Source organism: Pseudonocardia halophobica, from assembly GCF_027922425.1.
In the GTDB taxonomy this organism is placed as follows: domain Bacteria; phylum Actinomycetota; class Actinomycetes; order Mycobacteriales; family Pseudonocardiaceae; genus Pseudonocardia; species Pseudonocardia halophobica.
This window is the reverse complement of sequence record NZ_BSFQ01000066.1, coordinates 1-12,251: the sequence shown is the minus strand read 5'-3', so window position 1 is coordinate 12,251 and position 12,251 is coordinate 1. Positions and strand designations below refer to the sequence as shown.

The window sequence follows — 12,251 nt, the reverse complement described above, 5'->3', positions numbered from 1 at the left end:
GACCCGCGGGTCAGCCGTCGCCGTGTTCCTCACCGGGTTCCATCGGCATGCTCGGCGCGCCCGGGCGCGGGACCTCGGCCGGGTCCGACTCCAGCGCCTCCGGGTCCTCCTGCTCGGGGAAGGGACGCACCGGCTCGTCCTCGGGCGCCTGCTCCTCGTGCGGTCCGCTCATGGGTGCCTCCTCGTTCCGTGCCCGGGGTGGCGCCGCCGCGCCTCGCCCCACCAGATCGCCCCGGCCGTGCCGACCACGACGGCCGCCACGAGGATCCCGAGGTTCAGCGCCAGCAACCCCGCGACCGTGAGGGCCACGGCCACCACCAGGATCACGGCGGCGCCGACCAGCTCGACCCGCGGGTCGAGGTTCCCGGCCCTGCCCGTGACGGCCGCGAGGGCCCGCCACTCGTCACCGTGCGGCACGGCGTCACCTGCTCCCTGAGCTGCCTCGTCATCCCGGCGACGACGACCGTCCGGGAAGGATCTCGTACCCGTTCCCCGGCGTTCCATGCATCCGGCCACGAACTTCCGCCCGCGCTGCGGGAGGCGGGCGCGAGGCCTGCACCGGGGCCCGCGGATCCGGCTACGCTTCGCTTCCCGGACGGATCGACGTCGGAACGGAGCCTCGATGACCCGGCCCGACGAGACCGTGCGCCCGCAGGTCGCGGAGGAGAGCATCTTCGCGCGCGGTGGCGAGCTCGGCCGGATCATGGCGGGCTGGGACTGGGCCGCGACCTCCGTGGGGCGGCCCGAGACCTGGCCGTCGGCGCTGCGCAACGTCGTGCGGATACTGCTCGGCTCGCGGTTCTCCATGTGGATGGGCTGGGGCCCCGAGCTCGCCTTCTTCTACAACGACGCCTACCAGCGGGACACCCTGCGGGCCAAGCACCCGTGGGCGATCGGGCGGCCGGCCCACGAGGTGTGGGCGGAGATCTGGGAGGACATCGGCCCGCGCATCGCGTCGGTGCTGGAGACCGGCGAGGCGACCTGGGACGAGGACCTGCTGCTCATCCTCGAGCGGTCCGGCTACCCCGAGGAGACGTATCACACGTTCTCCTACAGCCCGCTCGCCGACGACACCGGCGCCATCCCGGGCTTCCTCTGCGTCGTCACCGAGAACACCGACCGGGTCCTCGCCGAGCGCCGGATGTCCATCCTGCGCGCGCTGTCGAGCGCCGTCACCAGTGCGCGCACCGAGAGCGCCGTGCTCGAGGCCGCCCGCGACCTGCTCGCGACCAGCACCCGCGACCTGCCCTTCTCCCTCGTCTACCTGTTCGACGACGACGGCGGGGCCCGGCTGGCCTGCTCGGCCGGGATCGAGGCGGGCACCCCGGCGGCGCCGGAGCGGCTCGGGCCGGACGGGCCGTGGCCGGTCCACGCGGCGCAGGCGGGCCGGACGACCGTGCTCGACGACCTCGGCCTGCGGTTCACCGGGCTGCCGACCGGGGAGTGGGACCGGCCGCCGACCGAGGCCGCGGTCCTGCCGCTCGGCTCCGAGGACGCCGTGGCCGGCTTCGTGGTCGTGGGCCTCAACCCCTACCGCCGCTACGACGAGGGGTACCGCGGATTCGTCGAGCTGCTGGTCGCGCAGATCGCCTCCGGGCTGCAGGGCGCCCGTGCCTACGAGGCCGAGCGCCACCGCGCCGAGGCGCTGGCCGAGCTCGACCGGGCGAAGACCGACTTCTTCTCCAACGTCAGCCACGAGTTCCGCACGCCGCTCACCCTGATCATGGGGCCGGTCGAGGAGCTGCGGGCGGCCGAGGGGATCCCGGCGGAGCGGCTGCGCACCGAGCTCGACGTGATCCACCGCAACGGGCTGCGGCTGGGCAAGCTGGTGAACAGCCTGCTCGACTACTCGCGGCTGCAGGCGGGCCGGATCGAGGCCCGCTTCGAGCCGCTGGACCTCGGGGTCTTCACCGCCGAGCTGGCCGGGGCGTTCCGCTCCGCGATCGAGAACGCCGGGCTCGAGCTCGTGATCGACTGCCCGCCCCTCCCGCGGCCGGTGCACGTCGACCGGGACAGCTGGGAGAAGGTCGTCCTCAACCTGCTGTCCAACGCGCTGAAGTTCACCTTCGAGGGTGCGGTCACGGTCCGGCTGCGGGAGGTCGACGGCGCCGCGGTGCTCACCGTCGCGGACACCGGCGTCGGTATCCCGGCGGCCGAGATGCCGCGGCTGTTCGAGCGCTTCCACCGGATCACCGGCACGCGGTCGCGGTCGGCCGAGGGCAGCGGCATCGGGCTGGCGATGGTGCGGGAGCTGGCGGCGCTGCACGTCGGCACGGTGAGCGCGGAGAGCATCCTCGACGTCGGCACCACCTTCACCGTCACCGTCCCGCTGGGCACGGCGCACCTGCCCGCGGACCGGGTCGTGGAAGCGCCGGAGGAGCCGCAGCCGACCTCGTCGCCCGCCTCGTCGCCCGCCTCGTCGTCGCCCGCCTCGTCGTCGATCGAGCCGTTCGTCACGGAGGCCCTGCGCTGGTTGCCGAGCGAGCCGGAGGAGCTCTCCGACGGGAACATCCCGGTCCCGCCCGTCGTGGGCGGCCGGGTGCTCGTCGCCGACGACAACGCCGACATGCGGGACTACCTGCGACGTCTGCTCGCCCCGCGGTACGCGGTCCAGGTGGTGGCGGACGGCCGGGCCGCCCTCGAAGCGGTGCTCGCCGACCCGCCGGACCTCGTCGTGTCCGATGTGATGATGCCCGAGCTCGACGGGATCGCCCTGCTCGGCGCGCTTCGCGCGGACCCGCGGACGGCCCGCCTGCCGGTGGTGCTGCTGTCCGCCCGGGCGGGGCAGGAGGCGGCCGTCGAGGGCCTCGCCTTCGGCGCGGACGACTACCTGACCAAGCCCTTCGCCGCCCGCGAGCTCCTGGCCCGCGTCGACGGACACCTGCGCCTCGGCCGCGCCCGCGCCGACGCCGAGCGCCGCTTCCGCGCCCTCGCCGACGCCACCCCGGCGCTGATCTGGGCGGACGACGCCGACGGCGGGCGGCTCTTCGTCAACAAGGCGTGGCGGGAGTACACGGGCGGCGGCGAGGCGGACCTCGGCACCGGCTGGCGTGCCCGGATCCACCCGGACGACCTGGCCGGCTACGACGAGCGCCGCGCCGCCGCGGCGGGCGGCGTCTTCGAGGCCGAGTACCGGCTCCGCCGTGCCGACGGCCGCTACCGCTGGGTGCTCGACCGGGGCGCCCCAATGAATCCGGCGGCGGACGAGCGCGGGTACGTCGGCAGCTGCCTCGACATCGACGACCGGTACCGCGAGCAGGAGCGCCAGCGCGTCCTCGGCGTGCTGGGCGGGGCGATGGAGCGGGAGAGCACCGTCGCCGGGCGGCGGGACGTGCTCGTCCGCGCGCTCGTCGACGAGGGGGTCGCGGACCTGGTCCGGCTGATCGTCGTCGACGACACGGGCACGTCCCGGGTGGTCGCGCTCGCGGCCCGGGACGCCGCCCAGGAGGACGACCTCGCCCGGCTCGAGGCCGCCTCGCGGTGGGCCGACGAGGTGCTCGCCGACGGTCGCCCCGCCACCGCCGGGGTCGACGAGAGCTACATCGTGGGTGCCTCGTCCGACCCGGAGCAGCAGGACGCGCGCCGCCGGCTCGACCTGCGCACCGTCTCGCTCGTGCCGCTGGTCGCCCGCGGACGGGTGGGCGGGCTGTTGGCGACCGCGCGGACGGGCGCCTCGGCGCCGCAGGACGCGCTGGACCTGGCCCTGCTCGAGGAGATCGGCCGGCGCGCGGCGACCGCGATCGACAACGCCCAGCTCTTCGAGAGCGAGCGGGACACGAGCCACCGGTTGACGCTCCTGCAGGAGGCGACCGCCGCCCTGTCCGCCGCCGCGACCCCGGGCCGGGTGGCGCAGACGGCGGTGGCGCAGTTCGCGCAGCTGATGAAGACCTCGTCGGTCGCGCTCTGGGAGGTGCGCGGTTCGGGCACGCTCGAGTCGCTGTACTCGGTCGGCTGGCCGCCGGCCGTGCAGCGGGACTGGGCGAGCGTGCCGGAGGACGCCCGCGCCCCCGTCGCCGACGCGGTGCGCCACGGCGCTCCGGTGTGGGTCGAGCGGGACGAGGACTGGGCGCGCGAGTACCCGCACCTGCACGGGCTCGTCCGCGAGGAGTACGGCTACTCCGGCGCGGCGGCCGTCCCGCTGCTGGTGGCGGGGCGCTGCATCGGCGTGGTGGCGCTCGGCTTCGTCGAGCCGCGGCGGTTGGCGGCCACCGAGCGGGCGGCGGCCGTGTCGCTCGCCGAGCAGAGCGCGCAGGCGCTGCAGCGCGCCGAGCTGCTGGCCACCGAGAGCGACGCCCGGCTGGCCGCCGAGAACTTCAGCCGGGTCGTCTCGGCGCTGTCCGGCGCGGCGCGGCCCGCCGAGGTCGCCGAGGTGATCCTGGGGCACGCCGAGGAGATCGGGGCGTCGTCCGCCGTCGTCGCGGTGCGCCGCGCCGACCAGCTGGAGGTGCTCGCCGCCTACCCGCCGCCGCCGGTCCGCTGGATCGCCGCGGACGTCCCGCGCCCACTGGCCTACGCCGCCCGCACGGGCGAGCCGGTGTGGGTGGGCACCCGCAGCCCGCACGCCTGGTCGGACCGCCGGCTCGACGAGGGCGGCGGCGAGCTGCCGGACCAGGTCGCCGTGCCGCTCTCGCTCGGCGGGACCCCGCTCGGCGTGCTCGGCCTGCGGTTCCCCGACGGCGGCCCGGAGCTGTCCGACGAGGCCCGCGCCGCGTTGCTGACGGTGGCCGAGCAGTGCGCGCAGGCACTCGACCGGGCCCGGCTGCACGAGGCCGAGCACGAGATCGCCGCCGTCCTGCAGCGCAGCCTCCTCCCGGCGGAGCCGCCGACCTTCCCGCGGCTGCGCAGCGCCACCCGGTACCGGCCCGGCGCGGCCGGGGTCCAGGCGGGCGGCGACTGGTACGACGTCTTCGCCGTCGACGACGACCGGATCGCCCTGTCCGTCGGCGACGTCGTCGGGCAGGGGCCGGCGGCCGCCGCGGTGATGGGCCAGCTGCGGGTGGCACTGTCCGGTGCCCTCCGCCAGGGGCATTCCCCGGCGGCGGCCCTGGAGATTCTCGACGCGCACGTGTCGTGGATCCCGGGTGCCCGCGCGTCGACCGCGGCCTGCCTGCTGCTCGACCGCGCCTCCGGCACGCTGCGCTGGGCCCGCGCCGGGCACCTGCCGCCGCTGCTGGTCGACCGCGAGGGTGCGCGCTACCTCGACGACACCCTCGGCCCCGTGCTGGGGCTGCCCGACCGCTCGCCGTTCACCGAGGGCTCGACCACCATCCGGCCGGGCACCACGCTGCTGCTCTACACGGACGGTCTGGTCGAACGGCGCGGCGAGGTGGTCGACGACGGCCTGGCCCGGCTGGCGTCGGCCGCCGCGCGCCGGGCGGGCGAGGGCCCCGACGAGCTGGTGGACCACCTCCTCGCCGAGGTCGTGGAGCGGCACGGGCACGCGGACGACATCGCGCTCGTCGCGGTGCGGCTGCTCCCGGCCCCGCTGCACGCGAGCTACCCCGCGGCCCCCGAGGTCCTGCGCCGGATGCGCGCGGACGTCCGGGCCTGGGCGGAGGAGGCAGCGGTGCCGAAGCTCCTCCTCGAGGACCTGCAGCTGGCCCTCGGCGAGGCCGCCGCCAACTCCGTCGACCACGCCTACCGCAGCAGCGACCCCGAGGGCTTCGCCGTCGCGCTGGAGCTCGAGGCGGACGGCGGGGTCCGGGTCGGCGTGCGCGACCACGGCCACTGGCGACCGGAGCGGGCCGACAAGGGGTTCCGGGGCCGCGGCCTCGACCTCATCCGGGCGCTCGCCGGCGAGGTCGAGATCGGCCGGCACGAGGCCGGCACGCTCGTCACCTTCCGGCTGGACCCGACCGAGCGGGAGCCCCGGCCGCTGCCGGCCGGCCCACCCGCCTCGGCGCCCGTCGTCCGGGCTCCGGCGGGCCTGACGGTGGAGCGGGACGGGGCCGGGCTGCGGCTCGCCCTCCACGGCGACCTCGACCTGAGCGGGATCGACGACGTCCGCGAGCCGCTCGAGGCCGCCCTCGCCCCGTCCGGCGCCGCCGCACCCGTGGTCCTCGACCTCACCGGCGTCGGCTACCTGCCCAGCGCGGGCATCGGGATGCTCGTCGACCTCGCCGGCGACGCCCGGGCCCGCGGTGTGGTGCTGCGGGTCGAGCGCCCGGAGACGGGCCCGGTGGCGCGGGTCCTCGCCCTGACCGGGCTCGACGGCGACACGCCGCTGGGCAGTGCCTGATCCCCGGCATGGGGAGGGTGTGGGCACGGGATGGGTGGTTCCACCGACGCGCCCGCCGCCGCGCCGGACCTACCGTTCTCCCAGGTCAGCGGGACGTCCCCGGGACCGAGACGAGGAGAACACGATGCCCACCTTCCTGATCGAGCGCACCATCCCCGGCGCCTCCGGCCTCACCCCCGAGCAGATCCGCGAGATCGCCTGCACCTCCAACGGCGTGGTCGAGGGCCTCGGCGTGGCCTACACCTGGCACCGCAGCTACGTGGCCGGCGACAAGATCTACTGCGTGCACGAGACCGACGACGCCGAGACGGTCCGCGAGCACGCCCGCCGCGGCGGCTTTCCCGCCGACCTGGTCGTCGAGGTGGCGACCGAGTTCGGGCCGCACAGCGCCGCCGCCTGACCGGTCAGGCGCGCACGCCCATCCGGCGGGCGGCCGCGGCCGCCTCGCCGCGGGAGCGCACCCCCAGCTTCGCCAGGACCGCCGACACGTGATGGTCGGCGGTCCTCGGCGAGATCACCAACCGGGCCGCGATGTCGGCGTTGCTCAGCCCCTCGACGAGCAGCCCCAGCACGTCGAGCTGCCGTGCGGTGAGGCCCGCCGGGTTGGCGCGGGTGGCGGGGGCCGGGCCCCGGGGGATCCCGTTCACCCCGAGCTCGCGCAGCCGGGCGCGGAACCGGGCCGCGACGGCCGCCGCGCCCAGCTCGTCGAGTGCGGGGAGGGCGGCCAGGAGGTCCGCGGGTTCGCCGGAGTCCCAGAGGCCGAGGGCGCGCTCGTAGGGCCGGTCGCCCTCGTCGGCGTGGTCCTCCGGCTCCGGCCCGTCGGGGACCGGTGGCAACGGCGGCAGACCGGCCGCGACCATCCGCGCCGACCAGCGCCGGACCGGGGCGAGGGTCTGGCCCCGGCCGCTGAACGGCTCCGCGAGCAGCCGGGCCACGACCGGCTCGGCCAGCCGCGGGTCGGGCCGGCGCAGCAGCCAGGCCTGCTCCGCGAGCGCCGCGACCGCGGCGGCGAGGGCGGCGGGCGCGTCGAGGCCCGTCGCGATCCGCCACCCGACGTCGAGGTCCGGGTTGTCCGGGGGTGCCGAGCGGCGCGCGGTCAGCACCCCCAGCACGAGGCGCGGCCACAGCCGGCCCAGCGGCATCTCGCCGCGGTCGAGGACGGCGCGCGCGTCCTCCTCGGCCTCGGCCCAACGGCCCTGCAGCAGCCGCAGCCGGGCCCGGACGCCGCGCTGCCACATCGTGCAGATCTGCACGTCCAGCCGCTCGCTCAGCGCCAGGGCGTCCGCCAGCACCGCGTCGGCCTCGGCGAACCGGCCCTGCTCGACGTCGAGGTGCGCGAGGTTGCTCACCGGCGCGGTGGCGAGCTCGTCGAGCTTCCTGCGGACACCGGTGGCGCTCGCGTCGAGGAGGTCGGTGCGGGCCGCGACGTCCCCGCCGAGCAGGCGCGCGATGGACAGCCCGATCGCGGCGGTTCCGTGCAGGGCCGGGTCGGCGAGCTCCTCGGCGATCTGCTGCGCGTCCTGCCCGGCCCGGGCGGCGCCGGGCCCGTCACCGCGGTGGGCGGCGAGGTAGGCGTGGTTGGCCAGCGCGAACCCCCACTCGCGGGGGTCGTCGGCGCCGGCGAGGATCTCGCGCGCCGCGCGGTCGTGCTCGGCCGCGGCGGCGCCGTCGCCGTGGTACCAGGCGTAGTCCGAGATGGTCCGGTGCCCCGCGCCGACGGCCACCGCGTCGCCCAGCTCGCGCCGCAGCCCGACGGCGCGGGTCAGCACGTCGATCGCCTCCGCGAGCCGGTCGGTGAGGTAGAGCTCGGTGCCGAGGGCCTCCATGAGCTCCGCGCGGGTGGTGGGTTCGACGAGCGCGGTGGCCGGCGCCTCGTGGTTCCCGGTGATCTGCTCGGTCGCCTCGAGGGCCAGGCGGTACAGCTCGGCGGACTGGCGGTGGGCGCCCGAGCGGGCCGCCTCCGCCGCGGCGGCCCGGGCGTGACGCAGGACCCGCGGCACGTCGCCGGCCGCCGCGGAGTGGTGCGCGAGCACGCTGGCGTCGCCGCCGGTCGCCTCCAGCGCCGCGATCATGGCGGCGTGCCGGTCCACGGCGGGCCCCGGGGCGGCGTCGAGCACCGCCGAGCGGGCGATCTCGTGCCGGAAGGCCAGCCCGTCGCCGTGGCGGTCGACCAGCCCGGTGCCGACGAGCGCCTCGACGGTCGCGGGCGGTACGCCCAGGGCGGCCAGCAGCGCGGCGCCGACCGGTTCGGGCGTGCAGGAGAGCAGCTCCAAACAGCGGCGGTGCTCCGGGTCGAGCACCGCCGCCCGGGCGAGCACGGCCTCCCGGACGCTCGCCGGCAGCCGCGACTCCGGCTGCGCCACGATCTGGCTGACGTAGAACGGGTTCCCCGCCGTGCGCCGGTGCACCTCCCCGGCGTCGAGCCCGCTGCCGGCGCACAGCTGCTCCACCGCGCCCCGGCTCAGCGGCGCGAGCTGCACGCGGCGGGTGTCCGGCAGCGAGACCAGGTCGCCGACCACCGGGACGAGCGGATGGTCGGCGGCGAGCCCGTCCCGGTACGAGAGCACCAGCAGCAGCGGCAGCGAGGAGATCCGGCGGCCGAGGTACCGCACCAGGTCCGCGGTGGCGTCGTCCGCCCAGTGGAGGTCCTCGATCACCAGCGTCCGCGGCCGCGCCCGCAACGCGTCGAGCACGGCCGCGAACACCTCGTGCGGCGGCGCCCCGTCGGTCAGCAGCGTGGTCACGCCGGGCCCGAGCGCGTGCGCGACGTCCCGCAGCGGGCCGAGCGGCCGCGGCGTGGACAGCGCGTCGCACATCCCCCACAGCACCTGCTCGCGGGGCAGCTCCTCGGCGAGGGTCCGCAGCAGGACCGTCTTGCCGATCCCGGCCTCGCCGGCCAGAAGCACCAGCCGGCCGCCGCCCTCGGCCGCCCGCGCCGCCCGGTCGCGCACGACTGCCAACGGGTGGTCGCGCTCCAGGAGACGCACCGGGCGATCGTAGGAGCGCCCGTTCGGCCCGCGGTACGGGCCGAACGGCCCTGCCTCGATCTCCCGGGCTCAGCTCGTGTAGCCGGGGTCGGCCGCGTGCACGACCGGGGCCCGCCCCTTGGGCTCCTCCCAGTCCTCCTGCCGCCCCAGCGCCGTCAGGTCGAGCAGGTGGTAGCCGTGCATCATCTCCTCGACGCCGCGGCCGTACGCCGACCAGGTGTGGAAGACCTGGTCGCCGTCCCGCAGGAACGTGCTGATCGCCGGCTGCTCGCCGACGTAGTCGACCATCCAGTCGAGACCCGCGGCCGACAGCTCCCCGGCGTCCCGGAAGTTGTAGTTCGCGGGCGCGACGGCCGGGTCGAGGGTCGCGTGGAAGTCGTAGTTGAAGGTGCTGCCCTCCGACGAGTACCAGGGGAAGGTCCAGCCGCGGGCCTCGCGCACGGCCTGCAGCTTCGGGTACGGCGCCCGCGACACCGCGGCGAAGGCCGTGTCCCGCCGGGCCAGGTGGTCGCGCACGCCCTCACCCGTCTCCGCGGCCATGGCGCTGCAGCTCCGGCACGGCTCGTCCCGGGCCGGGTCGTACATGAAGTGCTGGAGGATCAGCTGGCTGCGGCCCGCGAACAGGTCGAGCAGCCCGACCTCGCCCTCCGGCCCGGTGAACCGGTAGTCCTGCTCCACCCGCACCATCGGCAGCCGCCGCCGGTCCGCGGCGAGCACGTCTCGCGCCCGGGTCAGTTCCTTCTCGCGCAACAACAGTGCCCGGCGTGCGGCCAGCCACTCGTCCCGCGAGACCACCTGCGGAAGTGCCATCGTCCTCATCTCCTTCGAGTCGACTTGCGTGAAGCAAGTACGGTAGAGGGTGAGACTTGCATCACGCAAGTGGAATCGGCATATCCTGGTGCCGTGCTGGGACGCCTGTACGAGCGCGAGAACTGTTCCGCGGCCCGCGCCCTCGAGCTGGTCGGGGAGCGCTGGAGCCTGTTGATCATCCGCAACGCGGTCTTCGCCGGCATGACCCGCTTCTCGGACTTCGAGCGCCGCCTCGGCATCGCACCCAACGTCCTCGCCAAGCGCCTCGAAGGCTTCGTGGCCGCCGGGCTGATGGAGGAACGCCCGGACGGCTACGCGCTCACCCGCAAGGGCCGGGAGCTCGGCACGGTGATCGTCGCCCTCACGGAGTGGGGTGACCGCTGGGCCGCCCCCGACGGTCCCCCGATCCTCTTCACCCACGACGACTGTGGCGGCACGGTCCACCTCACCACCACCTGCGATGGGTGCGGCGACGCGCCCGACATCGCCGAGATCGTCGCCAACCCCGGCCCCGGCGCCGACCCCGACCGGCTGCCGGGGCGGGCCAGCTGAGGGGTCGTCGAGTCACCTTCTGACGGCGCTGTTCGAGGGCGGCTGGAGGTGCCCCACTTGAAGCCGCAGATCTCGGAGGGCGGACGGCAGGACAGAAGTGACCCCTGCCGAGCCGCCCCTCCGACCGTTGCGTGGCGGACATCGATCCCGTCGACGGGACTCGCGCTGACCCGGCCCTCCGGCGACGCGATGCCGAAGAGCTGCGCAAGCACGACCTGGGACCGCCCCCGGAAGGCAGGCCGTCAGAAGGGCGGCGGCTCGTCGAGGTCGGTGGCGGGGTGGGGTGGTGGTCGGGGTTCGTCGTCGTGGTCGTCGGTGGCGGGCCGCCAGACGATCAGGGGTCCGCTTCGGTCGAGGTCGTCGAGGGGGTCGGCGCAGCAGGGGTCGTCGTCCTCGGCGACGGGGAGCGGCGGTGGCGGTGGTGGGAGTAGGGGGTCGGAGCGGGTGCGGTACTCGCGGCCGAGGGGACTGCGCCAGACGAAGATGCCTGGCTCGGGTTGGGTGAGGGTCCAGCCGCGTTGCTTGAGGCCGTGGTCGTGGCGGCAGGCGGGCCCGAGGTCGTCGGCGGTGGTGGGGCCGCCGTGGGCGTGGTCGCGGGTGTGGTCGAGGTCGGTGTGGTGCGCGGGGGCGAGGCAGCCGGTGAAGGTGCAGATGCGGTCGCGGAATTCGACGTGGCGGCGCAGGGCTGCGTGTGGGAACCGGTCGGTGGGGGCGTCGTCGAGCGGGCGGCCGTGGGAGTTCGTGATCTCGTCGAGGACCGGCCGCCAGGAGGGCGGGACCGCGGTGGGGTCGGTGGTGAGGTTCCGCAGGAGTGCGGCGTCGACGAGGAGGTCGACCAGTCCTGGTGCGGCGGGGTCGGTGGGTGGGACCGGCGAGGCCGCACCGGGCGATGTCTCGCTCGGTGGGGGCGGCGGGAGGTCCTCGGCGGTGGGCCGGCGTCGGAGGGTGCCGGCGCGGAGGAGTCGCCCGTCCGTGTCGGTGAGGGCGAACCGCCAGGGCGCACGGTGCTGGGCGCGAATGAGGTCGCGGGCGCGGGAGGCGGGGATGGGTCCGAGGGTGGGGAGTTCGGCGGGGCGGTCGTCGAGCCCGAGGAGGGTCGCGAGGGAGATCTGCAGGTGCACCCCGCGCCGCCGCACGACCGGCTGATCCGGCCCGCTCAGGCCATTCGCCGGCCCGTGTGGGCCGCTCGGCTCGGTCGGTCGACTCGACGACCCCGGCGATCCGCTCGGTTCGCCGGGCGTGGTGGACTCGGTCGGCGGTGTCGGCTCGGGGGAGGCGCTCGACGGCCAGGACCCTGCGGGTGGGCCGGACGCCGCCGCGCAGCGGACGCCCGGTTCACCGGCGCTGGCCTCGCCTCCGCCACCCGCCGGGCTCCCTTGCTCGGCCGAGAGGCTCGGTGTGTGAAGTCTGCCGTCATTGCCGGCCTCGGGCTTGTCCGTCCTCGGCATCCCGGAACTGCCGGATGTGTCCTCTCGGCAGGCGCGAGTACGCAGTAAGCCCGGCCGCCCGCTGCGGCGCCGAGTCGCGTGCTCGGCCGGGCGGGACGCCTGGCTGGCGAGCAGCGCTGCGGTGATCTGGTCGTCGGTGAGGGTGTGCAGGGAGCCGTCGAGGAAGCCGACGAACAGGTCGACCCGGATCTGGTCGAGCCCACCGCCGTGTCCGGC

The 12,251-nt window shown here is 76.0% G+C and carries 8 protein-coding genes; 3 read left to right on the top strand and 5 right to left on the bottom strand.

Features of this window, described 5'->3' with window-relative positions:
- Window positions 1–10: 10 nt before the first annotated feature.
- A complete protein-coding gene (locus tag PKE99_RS36310; RefSeq protein WP_156068106.1) occupies window positions 11–172 on the bottom strand; it encodes a hypothetical protein in 162 nt (53 codons plus the stop codon).
- Window positions 169–417 carry a hypothetical protein gene (locus PKE99_RS36305; protein WP_037054368.1) on the bottom strand — a complete coding sequence of 83 codons (249 nt, stop codon included), beginning with the start codon at window positions 415–417 and terminating at the stop codon, window positions 169–171. The genes PKE99_RS36310 and PKE99_RS36305 overlap by 4 nt, the downstream gene beginning before the upstream one ends.
- 205 nt (window positions 418–622) lie before the next feature.
- On the opposite strand from PKE99_RS36305, the gene PKE99_RS36300 reads away from it, so the two are divergent.
- Both PKE99_RS36300 and PKE99_RS36295 read left to right on the top strand, forming a co-directional pair.
- Window positions 623–6,238: a SpoIIE family protein phosphatase gene (locus tag PKE99_RS36300; protein ID WP_051738375.1), complete on the top strand. Its 5,616-nt coding sequence runs from the start codon at window positions 623–625 to the stop codon at window positions 6,236–6,238.
- 124 nt (window positions 6,239–6,362) lie between these two features.
- Window positions 6,363–6,638: a DUF4242 domain-containing protein gene (locus tag PKE99_RS36295; protein WP_037054370.1), complete on the top strand. Its 276-nt coding sequence runs from the start codon at window positions 6,363–6,365 to the stop codon at window positions 6,636–6,638.
- 4 nt (window positions 6,639–6,642) lie between these two features.
- Here PKE99_RS36295 and PKE99_RS36290 read toward each other — a convergent pair whose 3' ends face one another.
- Entirely contained in the window at window positions 6,643–9,225 is a 2,583-nt protein-coding gene (locus PKE99_RS36290; protein ID WP_081924770.1) for an AAA family ATPase, read from the bottom strand.
- A 69-nt stretch (window positions 9,226–9,294) separates the two neighbouring features.
- Window positions 9,295–10,035, bottom strand: coding sequence for a DUF899 domain-containing protein (locus PKE99_RS36285; protein WP_037054372.1), 741 nt, complete (start codon window positions 10,033–10,035; stop codon window positions 9,295–9,297).
- Window positions 10,036–10,128: 93 nt separating this feature from the next.
- Between PKE99_RS36285 and PKE99_RS36280 the strand changes: the two genes are divergently transcribed.
- Complete coding sequence (locus PKE99_RS36280; RefSeq protein WP_037054374.1) at window positions 10,129–10,587, top strand: winged helix-turn-helix transcriptional regulator; 459 nt, start codon at window positions 10,129–10,131, stop codon at window positions 10,585–10,587.
- Window positions 10,588–10,829: 242 nt separating this feature from the next.
- On the opposite strand, the gene PKE99_RS36275 is transcribed toward PKE99_RS36280, so the two are convergent.
- Window positions 10,830–11,723, bottom strand: a complete 894-nt coding sequence (locus tag PKE99_RS36275; protein WP_271214969.1) for an HNH endonuclease signature motif containing protein — start codon at window positions 11,721–11,723, stop codon at window positions 10,830–10,832.
- Window positions 11,724–12,251 lie beyond the last annotated feature (528 nt).

Excerpts from the sequence above, each read along its gene's own strand:
- PKE99_RS36295 (WP_037054370.1), top strand. The coding sequence starts at position 6,363 with ATGCCCACCTTCCTGATCGAGCGCACCATCCCCGGCGCCTCCGGCCTC.
- PKE99_RS36300 (WP_051738375.1), top strand. The coding sequence starts at position 623 with ATGACCCGGCCCGACGAGACCGTGCGCCCGCAGGTCGCGGAGGAGAGC.
- PKE99_RS36285 (WP_037054372.1), bottom strand. The coding sequence starts at position 10,035 with ATGGCACTTCCGCAGGTGGTCTCGCGGGACGAGTGGCTGGCCGCACGC.
- PKE99_RS36310 (WP_156068106.1), bottom strand. The coding sequence starts at position 172 with ATGAGCGGACCGCACGAGGAGCAGGCGCCCGAGGACGAGCCGGTGCGT.